Here is an 18,868-nt window from a genome sequence, read left to right on the forward strand (position 1 = left end):
GCGTGAGACCTTGTTAACATGGTAATTGCGGAGACATTGTTGTGTTGGTACCACAGCCTCCCAGGCTTTGCAACATTGCGGTGAGTTCTCGAAAGATGGAAGGCCAGTCCTCATGCGGCATCCGGAGTTCAAACGACAACGGAGAAAGAAAGCACAGCCGCTTCTTGTACCCGTCCATCACCTGATGAATCGCTTGGCTTGAGACTCGGTTGTTGGCATCGAGCGTGATGACGGCGGCGTGGGGCTTGAGTTCGATCGAGCTCAACCGCAAGGCCTTGGCCTGGAGCCGGATCTGCATGACTTCGAACAGTCGCTCGACGGAGTCCGGAGCCAATCCATACCGATCCTGTATTTCGCCATGAAGTAAGGCCAGATCTCCGACTTGGGTGCAGGACGACAGCCGTTTATAACAGGAAAGCCTTTGGTGGGGATCGGCGACATATTCATCGGGGATAAAGGCGGACACATTGAGCCGGAGGGTGGGGTCCAGCTCCTCTTCCACCACCTGGCCCCTGAGACGCTGGACAGCCTGTTCCACCATCTGCATGTAGAGATCGAGTCCTATGGCCGCGATATGCCCCGACTGTTGTTTACCGAGGAGGTTGCCGGCCCCACGGATTTCCATATCGGCCGCGGCGATGCGGAAACCGGCCCCCAGCTCGGTAAATTGCTGAATCGCGGTGAGGCGTTTCTGGGCATCGTCGGTCAACTGCCCCTCATCGGGGACCAGGAAGTAGGCGTAGGCCTGGTCACCGCTTCGTCCCACTCGCCCGCGCAACTGGTACAACTGCGCAAGGCCGAACATGTCGGCACGATTCACGAAAATCGTGTTGGCATGGGGCACGTCGATGCCCGATTGGATGATGGCCGAAGCGATCAGCACATCCGCCTCTCGGCGAAAGAACTTCAACATCACGGCTTCAAGCGGCTTGGCGTTCATCTGCCCATGGGCCATCACGATGCGCGCATCAGGCACCAGTTGCCGGAGCCAGGCTCCTGTCTTCTCCATCGTTTCAACCCGGTTATGGACGAAATAGACCTGCCCGCCCCTCCCCAGTTCACGTAATATCGCCTCCCGGATGAGTTTGTCGTTCGACCGGACAACCTGCGTACGAATAGACAAGCGGCCTGCCGGAGGAGTCTCGATGATCGAGAGGTCCCGCACGCTTGCCATGGCCATCTGTAAGGTTCGGGGAATCGGAGTCGCCGTAAGCGTCAAGACGTCAACCTGAGTGCGAAGTTGTTTCAACCGTTCTTTGTGCTTCACACCGAACCACTGTTCTTCATCGATGATGACCAGACCCAGGTTGTGGAACCGCACATCCTTCTGGATGAGGCGGTGCGTCCCGATCACGACGTCGATGCTGCCGGCCGCCACGTCGTTGAGAATGGCTTTGGCCTCCTTCGACGATTGGAATCGGGAGAGAAGGGCCACGCGCGCCGGGAACGGCGCGAACCGTTCCGAGAAATTGTCGTAATGTTGGTGAGCCAACAGAGTCGTGGGAACGAGCACCGCCACCTGGCGATTATCTTCCACTGCCTTGAAGGCCGCCCGCATGGCCACTTCCGTTTTTCCATACCCGACGTCGCCGCACACCAGGCGATCCATCGGCTTGCTGGCCTCCATATCATGCGTAATATCCTCGATTGCTTTGAGTTGGTCCGCAGTTTCTTCGTACTCGAATGCCGCCTCGAACTCGTGATACATCGTGCTGTCGAACCCATAGGCATGGCGCGTGACGAGCTCGCGGTTGGCATAAAGGTCGACCAATTCGTGGGCCATTTCCTCGATGTCCTGTTTCACCCGCGCGGTCGTTTTGGCCCAACTGGTCCCGCCCAAACGTTCAAGCCTCGGAGCATGGCCGTCCGCCCCGCTATAGCGCTGCACATGGTCCAGCCGCTCCAGGGGAACATACAACGTGTCGCCCCCGGCGAATTCCAGGATCAAATAGTCACTGTCGAAGCCCTGAACCGAAAGACGTTTGAGGCCCCGATACTTGGCGATGCCGTGTTGAACATGGACGACATAGTCGCCTACGTTGAGATCCTCCAATGACGAAAGGAAGGTGGCGGCCTTACTCTTCGCCTGCGGCTTGTGACGAGCGCCTTTGGCAAACAGCTCCTCTTCCGTCAGAACAGCCAGACGCAAGTCCGGTGCGAGGAATCCGGCTGATAAATCGCCGTGCAGGACATAAAACGGCGCCTTAGTCTTGTCGGCAGCGGTCCAGGCCCCAGCCGCCCACTCAATCGCTGGGACGTCGTGTTCGCGCAAGAGCGCCAGCAAGCGATCGACCTGGCCGCGGCTCCTCGCGACGAGCACAACGCGGCATTCCTCCCGCAGGCGATCCATGATGGCGAGGGTTTGGCTGAAGGGCATCCCACGAGCTCCGAGGCCGGCGCTGCTTGGAGTCTGAGCAGGAAAAGCCTGGACCGGATTCCAGGACGCATCGCTCGCGGTAAGCGGTTCGAGCGCGAGCGTGGGCCAGCAGTCCGTGCGATCCATAAGTTCCCGCCAGGAGAGGAACAAGCGTTCCGGTGACGGGTATGGCACATTCGTCTCCCGATCAGCGTGGCGGAGGTAGCCGTCGTCGATCTTGCTCCAGAGGTCCCCACAGGCCCCCTCCAATCCGACCGGCTGGTCCAAGACCAAGAGAGGCCTATCGCTGAAGTAGTCGAAGAGGGTGCTCATGTCTGAGTAAAGATCGGGCGCGCGCCATTCGGCGTCTACAGGAATGGGGTCAAGGGCATCCGGTGACGTCTCTGCGCGAATATACTCACGTGCAGGAAGGACTATCGCACGATCCACCTTCGCAGTGGATTTCTGGGTAGCGGGATCGAAGAGGCGGAGCGAATCGATGGTTTCTCCAAGAAATTCGACACGGAGCGGGTCGGCATAGGCCGTCGAGAAAACATCGACAATGCCGCCTCGAACACTAAACTCGCCAGGAATTTCCACCACCGAAACCCGGCGGTAACCGAGACGGAGAAGCCCTCCGATGAGGACCTCTCGCTCGATCATGCCGCCCAGTTTGAAATGCAAGATCGTGTCGGTGAAGGTCGTGACGGGTAACAACCGTTGCATCAGAGCCGCGACGGAGGTGACCAGGCAGGTCTGTGGTGCGGTTCGGATGTGATGCAGTGTATTCATCCGACGGGCAATCAGACTGACATGGGGAGCGCTGCCCTCGTAGGGTAAGGTTTCCCATCTCGGGAACAAGGCGAGGGAAGAGGTTGGAGCACCGATGAGGTCATGGAAAAAATGCAGGTCATCAAAGAGACGGTCAGCTGCCTCATCCGACCCCATGACGATCAGCCACGATCGATTCCCCAATGCGCCGACCTGAGACCGCAGAAGCATCGTGAGGGCAAACCCTGCAGTAGAGCCGTGTAAGCCGGTCAGACAAGGGCGTCCACCCTGGCCGGTGAGCGCCGTGGCGAGCGGGGGCAGCCACTGAGTCATCGATGGATTGGGCGTGACATTCGACACAGGCTAGGTAGATTGTGCGCGGATTCGTTGGATAAGTGAGGTGGTGGACATATTTGGCACCAGAGGAATGGTCTTCACGACTCCGCCATTCGCTTCGACGATCTCGCGGCCGATGATCCGTTCCACCGGCCAGTCTCCGCCCTTCACGAGCACATCCGGTCTAATTATGGTGATCAAGTTCAGCGGGTCCGGGTCCGTGAATACGACGACATAATCGACACAGCCGAGCGCAGCGACCACTTCCGCCCGCTGAGACTCAGAGACAATCGGCCGATCCGGCCCCTTGTTCAGACTTCTGACTGACGCATCGCTGTTGACGCCGACAACCAGGAGGTCGCCGAGTCGCCTCGCCTCCTGCAGGTAGCGCGTATGCCCTACATGCATCAGGTCGAAACAGCCGTTCGTAAAGACGATACGCTTTTTCTGTACGCGGGCTTGAGCGAGAATCGGAGCGAGTTGTGTACTCCTCAGGACTTTCTCGGACATGGCCCCATCATACTCACTGTCACTCCGGATAGAAAGAGTCGACTCAGTCGTGCTCATTGTCGGTAACCCCGCCCAGACCGATGATGCCGGGACCATGTCGGGCGGTCAGAGCGTCCATCGCTTTGATGGCCTTATCCCTTCGCTGGTCGTACAAACCGGGAGACGCAGGTGTGAGTGAAGAAAGGCCGAGGCCGGCGAGGCGATACTTGGTTCCCGAGTTAAGCAGCTCATGCAAGGCCTGCTTTATGGTCGGCCACATCTCTGGCTCGTAGTTGAGCGGATGAGGGAATGAGCGCTGTTTGGTTGTGATGGAAAAACGCGAGTCCTTGAGTTTCACGGTGCAGGATTCGGCAGCGAGTCCATCTTGCCGCAGATCTCGGGCAAGCGTCTTGAGAAATCCGTGCAACAGCTGTTCAAGATAGCCCTGATCGTTCGTATCCTGCTCGAACGTCGTTTCATGGCTGAGGCTCTTCGATCCACGGTCGGCAATGACCGGTTCGTGGTCAATACCACGGGCCAATTCTTGAACCCAATGGAGACGAGTGCCGAACAGATGGTGCAGAGCCGGCTCCCATCGCCTCTCCAATAGATCGCCGATCGTTTTCAGTCCGATCGGCTCCAAGCGTGCAGCTGTCTTGGGCCCGATACCGGGTAGGGCTCTGACCGGTCGGTCTTCGAGAAACTCCGCTTCCGTTCCTGGCGGTACGACTGCCAATCCGTCGGGTTTGTGAGAATCGGCCGCAATTTTTGCGACGGTTTTTCCCGTTGCGACACCGACCGTACAACGTAATCCCGTGCTGTCAAAGATGGCTTGCTTCACAAGCAAGCCAAGGGTCAGGGGGTCTGGATGGAGTGTTTGTAGATCGGTCGTGTCGGCGTAAAACTCATCGATGCTGCTCCATTCGGTCAAGGGAAACAGCCGGTCAGTCACGGCCTGCATCTGTTCATGCAGCCGACGATAGAGCGGTCTATCCGGCGGAACGAGGATGAGATGGGGGCAGAGACGGAGAGCTTCGGCGGTCGGCATGGCAGAATGGACGCCGAATGAGCGAACGGCGTAACTCGCTGCTGCGATGATACCTCGGGGTGGGGGGCCTCCCACCGCGACCGCTTTGCCGGACAGACTCGGGTCTTTGACGATCGTGGCGGATGCGAACATGGCGTCCACATCGCCGAACAGAATTTGGCGAGACCAGCGCATGCACCGCTCCAGAAGATGGAGTTTAGAAGGTAAAGGACAATTGCTCAAGGTTCAAGAGCGGACGTTGAGGCGGCGCCACGGGCTCGGACTTGATCCGGCCAACCGACATCAATTCTTGTAAGGCGCCTCGGCAGCTACCGCAATGGTGTCGCCTGGGCTGAATCGTCCGTCGCTGGCGACGATACACTTGTCCGCATTGCCGACAACGCCAGGCAAATCGTGTGAGGGCGAGAACTTCCTTCTGTAACGAATGGTAGGTGGTGATCGCCAGAGCACCGTCCCGATTCATCTCGGTCATTTTGCGGAGAAAATCCGCCCCATGATTCGGCCGACGTTTCAGGGTGTCGTACTGCCATTGATGAATCATTTCGTGCGCCAGCGTATTCACGATTTCCCGCTCGTCATCCTCGCTCGCTTGGGCGGCCTGTAGGAGTAAAGGAAGAGAGAGGCGGATTTCTCGCTTGGTTGGAGGGCGAAGACCATCCTGATTCAGCCGTGGACGCGGTCCTCTATGACTCACGAACATGCCGACTGAGGAGGTCAACCGACGACTCCAGACGAGATCGATCGGAGGCAGCAGGCTCGCGAAGTAGCGGTCATTCAGTTCGCTCCAGATCCGGATCAGATGCTGCAAGGTCACTGGAGGGGATTGGCGTGAAGACATAGGAAGGGGTTCACCCCAATTCTTCGTGCACCGCCGCGGCCAGCAACGGCACCATGATTTCGTGATGTCCGATCAGGGAGTAGCCTTTCCCGCCCTTCTGGGTAGGCCTACGCACGACGTTAGTGAGCGGACGATAGTGGGCCAAGAAGTCCATATCCACGGTCGTAATGTTGATCAGATCATGACCGAGATTGCGCCCCAGGGACACTGCCTTGAGGAAAACTTCTGGCAACACGACAGCAGAGCCGAGATTGAGATACACGCCCCCTTCCATCTCGGATACAACAGCTGCAAGACGTCGAAAGTCCATCAGGGAGGTCGCTCCAATGGCGGCTCCATCCGCGGCAGGGTGCATATGGATGATGTCAGTTCCAATGGCGACGTGGACGGTCACAGGAATACCGAGCCGCGCTCCGGTCGCCAGGATGCTTATTTTGCGGTTGGGGAACTGCCCCTGACGTCGGTTGACATAGTGGCCGACGGATTCCCCGAGCCCCTCGCGATCGTGGGCTCCACGGACAATCGCTTCGTTTAACATGCGACCGGTTTCTTCCGCCATCCCGAAGCGTCCCTCATCGATTTCCGCGTCGACTTCTTCAGACGTATGCCCCATGAGCGCCAATTCGAAATCGTGAATGATCCCGGCGCCGTTCATGGCCACGGCCGACACAATTCCCTGCTGCATGAGATCCACCAGAATCGGACTCAAGCCGACCTTGATGACATGTGCGCCGATTCCCACGATGACCGGTCGGCCTTTGCGATGGGCTTTTGCGATGGCTTTGGCAACCGCGCGCAACGTTTTCACACCGAGGATATCAGGCAACGAGCGATAGAATTGGCTGAAGCTGCCTCCACGCTGCCAGGGTATTGCGAAGTCGGAGATACGGACCTTGCTGTACCGTTTCTTGAGCGGATAGGTCGTGAGATCCGTCACGTTGATCGGCGGCACCATGCTTGGGGTCGTGACAGGAGGCCGCTGCCGGTTAGGAGGCGTTGGCAAGGAGCTGTTCCTCGATAAGTTCACACAGGACGTGGCCTAGCGTGATATGACTTTCTTGAATGCGGGCCGTGACGGTTGAGGGCACGACAAACGAATATTCTACCAGACCAGCCAGTTTCCCACCGGTCCCGCCTGTCCAGCATATGGTTGTGAGGCCACACGCCTTCGCTGCTTCTACACCCTTCAGCACATTGGGTGAATTGCCACTTGTACTGATGGCAACGGCAACGTCGCCTTTCTGCCCATGGGCACGAACCTGGCGGGCAAAGAGTTCATCGAAGCCGTAGTCGTTGGATATGCAGGTTATTGCTGCGATGTCGGTCGCAAGCGCTATGGCCGGTAACGGAGCCCGTTCGCGTTTATATCGGCCCACGAATTCTGCGGCAATGTGGGCTGCGTCCGCGGCACTGCCTCCATTGCCGAAGAGCAGCACTTTGCGCCCGTCACGGAAGGCCCTGGCCATCAGCTTCGCAACCTGCACGATACGATCGGCATGCTCACGCGCAAACTGTTGCTTGATGGTCGCACTTTCCGCAAAGGCACTAAGCACGAAGTCTTTCATCGAAAGCGATTCTAGGGAACCTGCTGTCACCTGTCAAACGTGATTCGCAAACCGCTTAGGTCTTTTGCGAAGGAGCAATCGAAGTCTGCCGGATGGCGCTCATCGCCAGGGCAATCATAGAGCCGACATCGGAGACCGTCGCCGGCAGGATGAGCGTGTTATTCGTTTTGGCCAACTCGCCGAACTTCGTGATGTATTGTTCGGCAACTCGCAACTGGACGGCCTCCTGACCTCCCGGCATTTGGATGGTCTCCGCAACTTTACGCAACCCCTGGGCGGTGGCCTGGGCGATGGCCAGGATAGCTGCGGCCGCTCCCTCCGCCTCATTGATCTGCTGCTGTTTCTTGGCCTCGGACGCTTTGATGACCTGTTGTTTTTCTCCCTCGGCCTGGTTGATGGCCGCATCGCGCTCGCCTTCGGACGTGAGAATCACCGCGCGCTTTTCCCGCTCCGCACGCATCTGTTTTTCCATCGCATCCAGCACGCCCTTCGGCGGGGTGATGTTCTTGATCTCGTACCGTAGAACCTTGACTCCCCAAGGGTCTGAAGCCTTGTCGAGTTCATTGACCACCTGGATATTGATGTTAGTCCGCTCCTCAAACGTCCGATCGAGTTCGATCTTGCCGATCTCGCTCCGCAGCGTGGTCTGGCCAAGTTGGATCAGGGCAAAATTATAGTCACTGATGCCGTACGACGCGCGCTGAGGGTTCAAGACCTTGAGGTATAAGATGCCGTCCACGGACACCTGCACGTTATCGCGCGTGATACAGACCTGCTCGGGGATGTCAATGGCCGTTTCCTTGAGCGAATGTTTGTAACGAATGCGGTCGATGAAGGGGAGAAGAATGTGAAATCCCGCATCCAGCGTGGCTGCATATTTGCCGAGTCGCTCGACCACATAGGCACTTTGTTGCGGGACCACCACGGCGGTCTTGGCGATGATGATCAGCACCAGCACAGCCAACAACAGTACGACAAATAGTCCGCCGCTCATCGTTACCTCCTCCATAGTCGTTGGCCCTCTAGCAGGTTGTGGGAAAACTATGTCGGCACGTGAACATTCGTACGGTCTGCATGACGCTGGCGGACTTTTTCAGCATTCTACTAGGCTGTCATCACTCATTCGGCTGTAATCCACAAGGTAAGCCCCTCGACCCGTTCGACCTTGCAGCGTTGGTTCTTTTTCAGGAGAGCGGGCCCCGCATTATGGACGGTCCATGTGGTGCCGCGCAGTTCCGCCTTGCCGGTGCCACCCGGCGCCAGATCCTCGAGGGGGATTGCGGTTTCGCCTCCCATCGAATCTACGGCAGGAGTCTCGACCTCCTGCGTTTTGATCCAGGCCAATAACGGCCCCCGAAAGACCAGGAGTGAGAGGATCGAGAGCCCTGAAAACAAGAGCCACTGGAGCCATTCCGCTTGGGCGATCCCTAGACCGGCCAGACCCCCGATGATCAGGGCTGCCAATCCGAAGAAGAGAATATAGAAGCCCCCTGGCGTAACCATTTCAACGCCGAGTAACACAATGCCGAGGAGCATCCAATACCACCAGATCATCGGGGAACCCTATTCAGTATTCGATAAGGACTTTGAGGGATAAAAGATAGTAACAAAAGTCTAAGCGCCTTTCCGGAGACCGTCAAGCAGAATGCACGCCACTCCCCCCTGGATTAATCACTCGGGAGACCGATGGCTTATAGGGAGAACGAGTAGGCTCTTCGTACAGGCGAAAGTTCTGTGTTAGCCTTCTCTTTCACAATTCGCGACTGCTGTGAGCAAAGCCCGAAGGCTTTTACGCCATCCTATGTTATAGTCCGCGCTATGGGGCACGATCAGCCAGTCAAAGCCTTAGTGATCGCTCTCACCGACCATGCAGCAGCGGCAGTCTATTCGATTAATCGTCTGCAGCCTGATTCGCTCTGCTTTGTGTTGCCGGAATGGGCTAAATCGCTCGTAGAATCAGAGGTCCAGCCGAAGATCGAGCACATGCCAAGACGGTGGGATTGGGTGGGGCTGGCGGAAACCGGCGAATTTGTCGGCTGTTATCAGACGCTTGCCAGGACACTCCCGGACATGTTGCATACTTGGGATGTGCAGCCAGGCGAACTTGTCGTCGATGTGACCGGAGCTACGGCGGCCATGGCGGGCGCGCTGACACTGGCTACAAGATCTCTCAGTTCGCGTATCGTGTCGCTCGTGCCGGCACGAGAGGGACAGGAGGAGAACAGGACCGATATTGCCGGGAAGCCGTTCGTATGGATGCAGGTCAATCCGTGGGATGAGGCGGCAACCGTTGCACGCCGCGAGGGCTGTGAACTGTTCAACCGGAGATTGTTTGCCGCAGCGGCAAAGCTGTTCCGCGAGATCGAAACACGGGTGAGCGGCGGGCAGAAACCGCTCTATCGTGCCTTTGCGGACATGGCTGATGGTTACGATCATTGGGAACGGTTTCACTATCGTCAAGCCTGGGAGAAACTGAAAAGTGCCGTGAAGGCCTTTGAAATGGCGTCCCTGTGGGGCGGACCACCAGGCCTCACGTCATTGTTGCCGGCGATCAAATCGAATGCGGGATTCTTGGAGAAGCTCGTCCTCGATCCTGCTCCTGTGAAAGACGTGCAGGCCCACGATCTGCTGGCTCATGCCGGCCGACGACTCCATGGCCTGAACGATTCGGAAGCCGCGATGGTCTCGCTCGTTCGCGCGCTCGAAGCCTTTGCCCAACGGCAACTGTTCAAGCAATACCTGATCAAAACGTGGGACGTGCAGCCGGAACAATTGCCGCAAGCACTGAGAGAAACCTGTCGATCTTGTTGGCTGGAAGATATCGACGGCAAGTACAAGCTGCCCTTGCAGGCACAGTTTCGAGCGCTGGCCGGATTAGGCGACCAGATAGGCCAGGCCTTTTTGCGAGAGTGGCCGACGATGAAACCGCTGCTCGACGCCGCCAGCCATGCAGTCCTTGGCCACGGCTTTGAACCGGTCAAAGCCGAGCGGGTGCAACAGCTATACGAAGTAGTCGTGAAATTATCGGGTGTCAGTGAGACCTCCTTACCGAAGTTTCCCACGTTGAACCTCTAGTGAAGCGTCGTTCGTGAAGCGTATCTCGTTTGAAGAAGAATCGACGAAGTGAAATGGACAAGATACGAAACTTCCCCGATCTCGCGGTGTGGAGACTGGGCAAGGGAATGATCCTTGGCTCCTGCGCAGAGTTGGAGACTCACATTGAAATCGCTCATGATCTGGGGTTCATTGCGGGAACCGGGCAGGACAATCTTTTAGAGAAGCTTGACCACGAGTCTAAGATGCTCAGAAACCTCATCAAACGGCTCTGACAAGATAAGCTTCACGAACGACGAGATACGATGGACGTTAGGATCTACTATGAAGATACGGACTGCGGGGGAATGGTGTACTATGCAAATTACCTCAAGTTTTTTGAGCGTGCGCGGACGCAGTACCTTGAAGAGCGGGGGTTGTCTGTGGCCGGGCTTATGAAAGAAGACACGACATTCGTGGTGGTGCATGCAGAAGTCGACTACCGATCTTCGGCCCGCTACGGTGATTGGCTGACCATCGAGACGGTCATCTCCGACATGAGAGCAGCCTCCTTCACGTTTTCGCACGTGATCCGAGAGCGGGAAAGCCGGCGGGTGGTTGTCGAAGGATCCGCCAGGCTGGCGGCAGTGAACGGAAAAGGCAAGGTCAAGCGCCTCGACAAGGCCATGGTGGCCATGTTAGAGTTTTTTCCTGCAAGGAGTAGCTAAATGACAACATGGGCTGGGCCAGAGTTTGGATGGGTGCAGGCGCTAAGTTGGTTCATCATCATCGGCTTTTGGCTTGGTGTCGCATTCTTCGGCTGGAAATTTTTCATGGAAAACCCGATGGCAAAAACCGGGAAGGAAAGGAGGAAGTTGGAGTCCACCATCCTGTCTTCCACTGAATCTGACTCTCATGAGCACGAGGACGATACTAAAAATCCCGCCCGAGACCGTAGCGCATAACCACCTCTACAGTACCGATCTGGCGTAAGCCGCGACAGGAACCCTCCCAAACAATAACCTTCAATTCTCCGGCGGGACGCTGTCCTTGTGCAACTGCCGGTTGAGCGCAACGCCCAACTCTTGGCACTTATTGAGGAGGCCTTCGTAAACTTTGAGGTCGGCGTTGTACTCGGCCATCGGATATTTGCTGAGATGCCCCTGGCTTTTCTCGTAGAACCTCCTGCAGATCTCCCTGAGGGCTTGGATCGTGTCAAGCAACGCTGCCGCATACTGGTGGGAACCCTCCAACGCCTCTGCATTCTCCTTCAATGCTGATGAAAGAGCAGCCAATTTGGAGACTAATCGGCTGAGGCCTTTGAAATGGGCCCCGAAGTCGGTGGGTTTGAAGAGGCCTGGAATCGGGATGGCTTTGCGCCAGGCAAATTTAAAAATCGCATCGTGGATCGCGACATACTCGTGAAGGATGGAATTGATCCGGATCAATTCATCCGGGAGATCCGGCATGTGTCACCCACGAGCATATGCGGCTCGTTCAAATTGAGCAGGCGGCGACCAGCCATCTGCAATCGCGCACTAGTTAGCAACCTTGCCTCCGGCTTCCCGGACACGCTTCTGCACGAAAGCCTGTGTTTCGGACGGCAAGCAGGCAAGCGGTAATGTGCTGAACTCTGTTTTCGAATACAACAGAAGCCACACACTAGGGAACTGCCACAGCTCTTTGACGGCGGACCACTGAAGCGTGGTCGTACCGGCATCCGAGCTCATGGTGAATGACGACTCATCGGCGCGGAATGTCGCTTGAGGCTTCTCCATCTTGCGGAACTTCCGCAACGAGTTACGATAATAGCCGGCGTAGAGCGCGACAGCCAGCGCCACCGCGAGGACGAAGAGCACAGCCAGGGTGATCAGGAGCCAGAATGGTGCGCCTATGACCACGAGCACGCCAAGAACCACCGGAAGAGCCGCGAGCATCGCGATAAAGCCTGAGCCTATTGAGCGGCGCCAAAACGCGTACACCGCCTCGCGCAGCAGCGACTCGCTATAGATGAGTGTGGCCTCGTGCGGCATGGCAAACTAAGGGTCTAGCAGGTTTCGACAAAACTCTGTCTGATTGTTCTCTCACACTGGCGGACTTTTCCAGCATCCTGCTGGCATCTTTTCTATTTGTCTTGCTCTTGTTTCCACGCTTTCCAGGCATAGAAAAAACCCAGCGGAGAGCTGAGGAGGCAAAGCCATGCCAGAACAGGCGAATCCGACTCTCTGAACAGCCAGCTGGCAAGAATGGTATAGATGATCGCTCCGACAAAATAGACGTACCAAGGCATCTTGCCCTTTGGTTTCAATGGTGTGTTGGATTCCGATGTCATTCGGGGACCCCACTGCGTCTCGTAAAAGCTAACTATGTATGATCTGAATCAGGATAACAAGCCATCAGTCTAGCTGGGCGTTGACAAACGACTTGAGCAGAACAGACACGCAAGGTCTGGACACTCGCAGACCCGTTCAGAAGCCCTCGCAGGCTGTTCAGAAAGGCCGTCCAGCAAGGCCGCAGCAAGCGACGAGGCGAAGGAAGCGTACTCTCTGTAGTACGTTGAGCCTCTGAGCGCGGCGAGAACGCCGCTGGCGGCCTTTGTCAACAGCCTGCTAGCTGGATGTTGAAGATATCCGCCAGCCTGTCTTGTTCATTATAGCCACCGCCTTACACCTTGTTGGTAACGGTCATATGCCTTGCCGAATTTGGCTGACAGTGCGCGCTCCTCGGGCAGGATTTGAAAGCGGTTCATGTACAAGACAAAGACCGGCAAGAGAAAGAATGGCAATGGGTGGGAGAGCCAAATCGCCCACCCGATGAGTAGGAGAAGGAAGCCCACATACATGGGGTTTCGGCTCACGCGATAGACACCTGACATGACGACAGATGAGGCGGCGTCAGGGGTCATGGGATTAAAGGTGGTCTTGGCCTTCTGGAATTCATACAGCCCCGCCAACATGAAGAGGATGCCGACAGCGGAAATCGTAGCCGCGAGACCTTGCCGCCAGGGCAACGCAAAAGCAAGTGATGGAAGTTGCCACGCGGCGAACCACATAGCCCCGACAAGCAGGAGTACCAGAAGGAGCGGCGGGACTTTGAGTTCAAGGGCATTCAAAAGATTGAGACCGTGAATGCAGAAAGAGGATATTCTGAATTCCTGCAGGTAGCCGCTCACCTCATACGCCAAAAAAACCAGAGTGGCCCCCTAAATTCACCGAGCAGCAACCGTGCTTGAGGGGCAGCTCAATATGACTCACATCCTCACGATGTTGATCCAGAATTGCCCCAGACTTTCCGTGCCGCCGAAGAGTGTGGTGAAGTTGATGGAGTCCACCAGCAGGATGTTGCGGGTACGCTGATCCTTCGACGGAAGCGCTATCTCATCCCAGGAATCGGCGGTACTTGCGAAAGGGCCGAAAGCAATTCCTCTTTCGCATTGAGGATCCCAAGCCAGCGAAGGGCGTCGTCCAGCGTCCTGAAAATCTCCAGTTCGTCAGTCGGTTCATCCCGGAGAATTTGGTACATGCGTGCCATGCCGAACAACACGTCGCTGGTGACCACCACGGCGCGCCGGGAACCATCCCCGTAGGGATTTAGACTCGCCATCTCCCTGATAGTGGCAGCAGTGACCTCGACATCCGCGACATCACGCAAATCAGCAAGCTGATGAAGGTTCCGTACGAAGCGTGGGTCGATGGTCAGGGCACGTACGTGCGCCAGAAGCTCCCGATCCGTCACGATATCCCATCCGCGGGATAGGACTAAGGACCGTGCCAGGTCGATTATGTAGCCGCAGGGCATAGTGTGGAGCCTACGATAATTCACAGAATGCCGCAAGGGAGCTAGCGTGGGAAGGCGAAATCTCGTATCGGCTCACTGAAGGAATGCTCGTCGTCGGACGCCTAGATTCTGTCCGTTGATGAAGCCATCGAGCACGAGGTGATCACAGACATACCTGTGGTCTGTCCCCTTTGGACGAAGTCTTCCGCGATGACTGGTTTAGCTACTCAACAGATCCTCTTATTTGCGAATCCCGCTGCTCCTGAACTTCTGTGGGTACGAGTGGGCGACGAGGCAACGTCGCCTTGAGGCTTTCCTCTAATGAGCGATGGGTTCCCTTCGCGCTCTTGTGCGGACGTGCTCCTTTCTCGTGATGAGATCGCCGAGGGCGAAGATCGCTCCCTGCCCGTCTCTCTGATTTCCGGCAGAGATCGCAAGAACCGTGAAGTTCTGACTCAGTGGACTCGGGAGTCAGAGACCTTGTGGGCAGTGAGGAAGGTGGAGCTGTGGATGGTTGGGCCAAGGCCTCGTGGGTGAAGATCAGCAGGAAACCGACGGCGATAAATGAAGAGAAAGCGATTCTGACTTGCGTCATGTCTTTATGAGGACAGGCATAGTCCATGCCGGAGCGGTCTGATTGACAATGCAAAAAAGCGCATGCTGGAATGGCGGCGTATCTCGTCGTTCGTGAAGCGTCGTTCGTGTCTCACCAGACAGGACATTCGTGGTTCATCATAAACGAGATACGCTTCACGAGAGACGAATGACGCTTTTCGATTCACGGAGGTTTCTATGGATATGATGGGACGTGTCGGGTTGGTCGAGATTCCGATCTTGATTGCACCAGATCAAAAGGTCTGGATGGATCGGATGATCAAGGAAGGCAAGATTGCCATTCCTCCAGGCGGGACACTGGAAAAAGGCTCGCTCTATTCAATGTTTATCCGGATGCTTCTGCATAATGCCATGGAAGAACAGAAGCGACAGGAGGTGCTGGATTCGGAGGATGAGGACGACGAATAGGGGAAGCTACAGCTATTTTGAACAGCTTCCCAGACCCTGCGTCTGTATCGAAAATGATAAGGTCCGTATCCGGTGCGTGAGGAGCCTTAAGGCAGTTGGTCTCCCCTATCGGTAGCCTCCCTGGCGATAGAGCTTCCAAAGCATCAGTCCCATAGCCAGCCATCGGTGGCGCTGGAGGCGTGGAGAAAGAACAGGTCTCATACCCGAATGCCGTTCAATCTTCCAGAGAATGTAGTCCATACCACCCTGGAACGTCATCAGTCCTTTCAACAGCCGTATGACGTTCAGCGTTTTGCCGAGGGCTTTCCGAAGGTTCCACGCATGACCGCCCCAAAAACGAACCCTCTCCGGTATCCTGGCTTCGTATCTCACCGAAGGACCTTCCTCGTGTACTCTGATCTCGAAGGGAATCCCGGTCAAGGCCGCCCGGGTCACCTGCTCATAGTAGCCGAGATTATCCTGGACGAGACGGGCCACCGCATCCAACCGTTCAGGGCGGAGTTCAGTGCGATAGGTTCGACTGAGCCCCTCTCGCCATAACAGTTCGGCATCGAACGTAGCTGGAAGCACCGGAAGGACGCGGGTGACAAACGTCACAATCGCGCGGCCTCGTGCCGCGTGGATCTGCTGGGCGATCTCCTCGTTTCGGGCGTACAACAGGCTACTTGGCTGCGCAAAGCGGGCCCAGAGGTAGGAATGAAACCATCGCGGAGAGGTTCCCCGCCGGAAATCCGCCTGGGAGATCACTGCATATTTGGCACGAACTCGACGATCTCCGAGGGGAATCTCGAGGTAAAAGACAGTCGGTGGCAAGATGCGGTACAGCAGGCGCGGGAACGATGTGCCCGGGAGACTTCGATAACGGTCCACCACAACATAGAGATCGACCAACCCTTCATCGGTACCGGTCCGGAAACAGGAGCCATAGACCAGAATGGCCGCGACGGCTTCGCCAAACCGGGCACGGAGGGCGTCCGCGAGCAGGTGAACCCCTGGGGCGAGATGCTCTGACCTCTGCCGGGCAAGGAGGGCGATGAGCGGTGAGCCGTGCTGAACACCGCCGCTCTTACGGCTCGACTTCGGCATTACGCCACAACTGCGTCAGATTTTGATTGGATGTGGCAGCCAGGGAAGCACGGGCCGGATCCCCCTGGAGGGCCACAGTCATAAGATGGCATCAGTGAAGTCACCTGATGCCCGCCCTTGTTTCCACGTCAGCCGTGCTGTGGAAGCGGCTCGCTCTTATAGCCAAATGATTCGTCGAACATGTTAAATCTGTAGACACAGAATCCGGGAGCTCGCCTTTAGAGTCGTAAAAAGTCTGCCTCCCCCCCATAGGTAATCATGAGTGGGTGCTGTGTCGGCTTGTCGATAAATTGTCCATCAAGAGCACATTCGGCTTCCAATTGCAGCACGGCTTCATAGATGTTCTTACTTGTGTATCCAAACTCGGGCGTTAGGTAGCGGTTGGGTTTCCCGCGCAAGAGCGAAGGCGTGGCGAGGAGGAGATGGCGCGGCTGATATGCCACAGCCGTATACCGAAGTGGACCTGCTTCCTCGCCCCAGTATGGGTATATTCCAGGGCTCAAACGTACCAAAGTGGTGATGAAGAGCGCAAGGTAATCTGCCGGATCAAATGTTTGACCGTCTAAACGAATCGCGATCGAAGTGGGCTCGACGACACGGCGACGCAGTGCCAGGCCCAAAACATATCGCCCCACCGTGAGCGCGGTCCCCAGGGCACCGCGCATTACATGGGATCTGGCGCGGCGACGTGTGTCCCACCGAGCCCGGGTGACTTGAACGATGCCGGCCGCGCTGAAGAACATCCCAAAAAAAGGGGTACAATCCGGCCCCCGGTCCACGCGTAAGACGCCGCGGCGCTCAATATGGCCCACCGATCCGCTCCCTTCCGACCAGGCCAGCAGGCGCTGCAAAGCTGGGGCTGGTTTCCCTGCTATGCCGACATCAGCGGCGGTCATGTTCGTGGTTCCGCCTGCCAAGAGCGCCAGGGGAGGCCTGACGTCAAATGGTTTGGTGTGGAACAAGGCGGTCAGCGTGGCCTGGACGGTTCCGTCACCTCCGCAAACGGCCAGCACATCTACTTGCTGGGAAGCCATTTCCACCAGGGCGGCAGCGATGTCTTCGGGAGTCACAACCTCTCGGTGGATGACTTGCTTGTGCTGGGTCAGGAGCTGTGAGCAAGCGTCGAAGCCCGATCGGGTCGTCCCACTCCGTGGATTGAGCAGGATACCGACTCGTCGTTGGCGGTGGGTACCCCAAGGCTCAAAACCTGAGGGGGCACAGCCGATTTCATTTTTGACAAGCATACTTGTTGTGGTGCAATGCGGCGCGGATGCAACAAGTGGGACCGTCAGGCTTACCGGGTGGGAACCTGCTGCGTGAACAGCCGGACGGCAAGCGAACGGGCACCATCTTTTTCAACCCCATCAGCCAGCCAGGAATGCAGCGGTCCATGCACGATTCGGGTGCGGAAGGCTACCCCGAGGCGGACCAGGAGCAGGAGACTTGAAAAGATCGTCCATGCGGCCACCGCCACGAGCCCCATATCCGGTCTGTTGATGAGAAGGCTGATAGTTAAGAGGATCAGGTTCGGATTCCGTCGGGCCGTCACGAGTCTATTGTATGAGTCGAACTGGCGCCAGCAGAATATGCCGAAATTGCCGAACCATAGCTGAAACGCCCCTTCAATAAGGCGGCCCGCAATGTATCCAATGAAGATCGCTCCTATCGTGATGTTCAGCGTGAGCGAGGGAAGGACCGGGTGGAACGACGCCAAGCCAAGCCCCCACAGCAGATACCAAAACGGGGGATGCACGATGTCCAAAATCTTGTCGAGGAAGTGGCCAAGCCGGGTGGAGGTGATCGTGACGCGTGCGAGCTTTCCGTCCACCGTATCGAGAAACGTCATGATCCATGCGGCGAGGAGCCCCCATGCATAAAAACCATTGGCAAAAAGGGCTCCGGCAACGACAACCAGGACCACGCTGAGCGCGGTGACATGATTCGGCATCACTCCACCGGCCACGCACAGACGCGTGGCCCATTTCGCAGGAACGGGCCACAGCCATTTCGTGACCAAATCCGTGATGCCCTTGTAGGAACTGCTAAATAAACGCTCTTCCAGCGCTCGTTGCGTATCCGGTCTGATGGGTTCAACAAAAAGCGGCTGCGACTTCCGCAGATGCTCATTAAAGGAAGCCGACCGGGCTTCAATTTTCTCTATACGAACACCGGGCAGCGTGTCGCCTAGCTCGCCTCCGGACAGAATTGTGCTGGCCTGCCTCGCCAGATTGGCCGGCACATGAGCCGCAACTATCTGACGTGATGGTCCTGCTGATGCTTCGAGCATTACGTTCAACGAGTTGGCCAGGCTTTGAAGCACACGGCCATCGAAGAGGTAATCCCCACGAATGATGAGCACCGAATCCCCCGGCGCCACGGAGGAGACATCTTCCACCATCGCGGTCATGCCCACATGCTTCAGCATGCGGCGATACCGCTCGTGGGACGATAGCCCCCACAAGGGAACCGGGGTTTCTCCGACTATGTGGGCACAAACACTCATCAAAATCTAACTGCACGGTTAGCCCAACCGAAGGGTCCAATAT

20 protein-coding genes are annotated in these 18,868 nt (G+C 56.9%); 5 read left to right on the forward strand and 15 right to left on the reverse strand.

Features of this window, described 5'->3' with window-relative positions; genetic code table 11:
• Positions 1-13: 13 nt before the first annotated feature.
• The 8 genes from mfd to HZB34_11390 all read right to left on the reverse strand — a co-directional run bounded on the left by mfd (position 14) and on the right by HZB34_11390 (position 8,957).
• Positions 14-3,487, reverse strand: a complete 3,474-nt coding sequence (gene mfd, locus HZB34_11355) for a transcription-repair coupling factor (GenBank protein MBI5316559.1) — start codon at positions 3,485-3,487, stop codon at positions 14-16.
• A 3-nt stretch (positions 3,488-3,490) separates the two neighbouring features.
• A complete protein-coding gene (gene rfaE2, locus HZB34_11360) occupies positions 3,491-3,973 on the reverse strand; it encodes a D-glycero-beta-D-manno-heptose 1-phosphate adenylyltransferase (protein MBI5316560.1) in 483 nt (160 codons plus the stop codon).
• Positions 3,974-4,016: 43 nt separating this feature from the next.
• A complete protein-coding gene (gene dinB, locus HZB34_11365; protein ID MBI5316561.1) occupies positions 4,017-5,174 on the reverse strand; it encodes a DNA polymerase IV in 1,158 nt (385 codons plus the stop codon).
• Between the two features lie 22 nt (positions 5,175-5,196).
• On the reverse strand, positions 5,197-5,838 hold the full coding sequence (locus HZB34_11370) for a SprT-like domain-containing protein (GenBank protein ID MBI5316562.1): 642 nt from the start codon (positions 5,836-5,838) through the stop codon (positions 5,197-5,199).
• 10 nt (positions 5,839-5,848) lie between these two features.
• Positions 5,849-6,793: a hypothetical protein gene (locus HZB34_11375; GenBank protein ID MBI5316563.1), complete on the reverse strand. Its 945-nt coding sequence runs from the start codon at positions 6,791-6,793 to the stop codon at positions 5,849-5,851.
• 31 nt (positions 6,794-6,824) lie between these two features.
• Positions 6,825-7,403: an SIS domain-containing protein gene (locus HZB34_11380; GenBank protein ID MBI5316564.1), complete on the reverse strand. Its 579-nt coding sequence runs from the start codon at positions 7,401-7,403 to the stop codon at positions 6,825-6,827.
• 55 nt (positions 7,404-7,458) lie between these two features.
• Positions 7,459-8,412 carry a paraslipin gene (locus HZB34_11385; GenBank protein MBI5316565.1) on the reverse strand — a complete coding sequence of 318 codons (954 nt, stop codon included), beginning with the start codon at positions 8,410-8,412 and terminating at the stop codon, positions 7,459-7,461.
• Positions 8,413-8,522: 110 nt separating this feature from the next.
• On the reverse strand, positions 8,523-8,957 hold the full coding sequence (locus tag HZB34_11390; protein ID MBI5316566.1) for an NfeD family protein: 435 nt from the start codon (positions 8,955-8,957) through the stop codon (positions 8,523-8,525).
• Between the two features lie 264 nt (positions 8,958-9,221).
• On the opposite strand from HZB34_11390, the gene HZB34_11395 reads away from it, so the two are divergent.
• The 4 genes from HZB34_11395 to HZB34_11410 are packed head-to-tail and all read left to right on the forward strand — an operon-like array spanning position 9,222 to position 11,401.
• On the forward strand, positions 9,222-10,478 hold the full coding sequence (locus HZB34_11395; protein ID MBI5316567.1) for a TIGR02710 family CRISPR-associated protein: 1,257 nt from the start codon (positions 9,222-9,224) through the stop codon (positions 10,476-10,478).
• Between the two features lie 53 nt (positions 10,479-10,531).
• A complete protein-coding gene (locus tag HZB34_11400) occupies positions 10,532-10,732 on the forward strand; it encodes a four helix bundle protein (GenBank protein MBI5316568.1) in 201 nt (66 codons plus the stop codon).
• Between the two features lie 30 nt (positions 10,733-10,762).
• Positions 10,763-11,164, forward strand: a complete 402-nt coding sequence (locus HZB34_11405) for a YbgC/FadM family acyl-CoA thioesterase (protein ID MBI5316569.1) — start codon at positions 10,763-10,765, stop codon at positions 11,162-11,164.
• Positions 11,165-11,401, forward strand: coding sequence for a hypothetical protein (locus HZB34_11410; protein MBI5316570.1), 237 nt, complete (start codon positions 11,165-11,167; stop codon positions 11,399-11,401).
• Positions 11,402-11,461: 60 nt separating this feature from the next.
• On the opposite strand, the gene HZB34_11415 is transcribed toward HZB34_11410, so the two are convergent.
• The 4 genes from HZB34_11415 to HZB34_11430 all read right to left on the reverse strand — a co-directional run bounded on the left by HZB34_11415 (position 11,462) and on the right by HZB34_11430 (position 14,234).
• A complete protein-coding gene (locus tag HZB34_11415) occupies positions 11,462-11,905 on the reverse strand; it encodes a hypothetical protein (protein ID MBI5316571.1) in 444 nt (147 codons plus the stop codon).
• Between the two features lie 69 nt (positions 11,906-11,974).
• Entirely contained in the window at positions 11,975-12,469 is a 495-nt protein-coding gene (locus HZB34_11420) for a YcxB family protein (GenBank protein ID MBI5316572.1), read from the reverse strand.
• A 617-nt stretch (positions 12,470-13,086) separates the two neighbouring features.
• A complete protein-coding gene (locus HZB34_11425) occupies positions 13,087-13,548 on the reverse strand; it encodes an isoprenylcysteine carboxylmethyltransferase family protein (GenBank protein ID MBI5316573.1) in 462 nt (153 codons plus the stop codon).
• A gap of 260 nt (positions 13,549-13,808) precedes the next feature.
• Entirely contained in the window at positions 13,809-14,234 is a 426-nt protein-coding gene (locus tag HZB34_11430; protein MBI5316574.1) for a hypothetical protein, read from the reverse strand.
• A 771-nt stretch (positions 14,235-15,005) separates the two neighbouring features.
• On the opposite strand from HZB34_11430, the gene HZB34_11435 reads away from it, so the two are divergent.
• The gene (locus tag HZB34_11435; protein ID MBI5316575.1) at positions 15,006-15,236 is read left to right on the forward strand and encodes a hypothetical protein; all 231 of its coding nucleotides are present in this window, start codon (positions 15,006-15,008) and stop codon (positions 15,234-15,236) included.
• A gap of 105 nt (positions 15,237-15,341) precedes the next feature.
• Here the strand turns inward: HZB34_11435 and HZB34_11440 are convergent, their stop codons facing one another.
• The 3 genes from HZB34_11440 to HZB34_11450 form a co-directional block, all read right to left on the reverse strand.
• Positions 15,342-16,322 carry a hypothetical protein gene (locus HZB34_11440; protein ID MBI5316576.1) on the reverse strand — a complete coding sequence of 327 codons (981 nt, stop codon included), beginning with the start codon at positions 16,320-16,322 and terminating at the stop codon, positions 15,342-15,344.
• Between the two features lie 218 nt (positions 16,323-16,540).
• Positions 16,541-17,566 carry a hypothetical protein gene (locus tag HZB34_11445; GenBank protein ID MBI5316577.1) on the reverse strand — a complete coding sequence of 342 codons (1,026 nt, stop codon included), beginning with the start codon at positions 17,564-17,566 and terminating at the stop codon, positions 16,541-16,543.
• 50 nt (positions 17,567-17,616) lie between these two features.
• Complete coding sequence (locus tag HZB34_11450; GenBank protein MBI5316578.1) at positions 17,617-18,825, reverse strand: CDP-alcohol phosphatidyltransferase family protein; 1,209 nt, start codon at positions 18,823-18,825, stop codon at positions 17,617-17,619.
• Between the last annotated feature and the right edge of the window lie 43 nt (positions 18,826-18,868).

This window comes from Nitrospirota bacterium (assembly GCA_016219645.1).
GTDB lineage: Bacteria > Nitrospirota > Nitrospiria > Nitrospirales > Nitrospiraceae > Palsa-1315.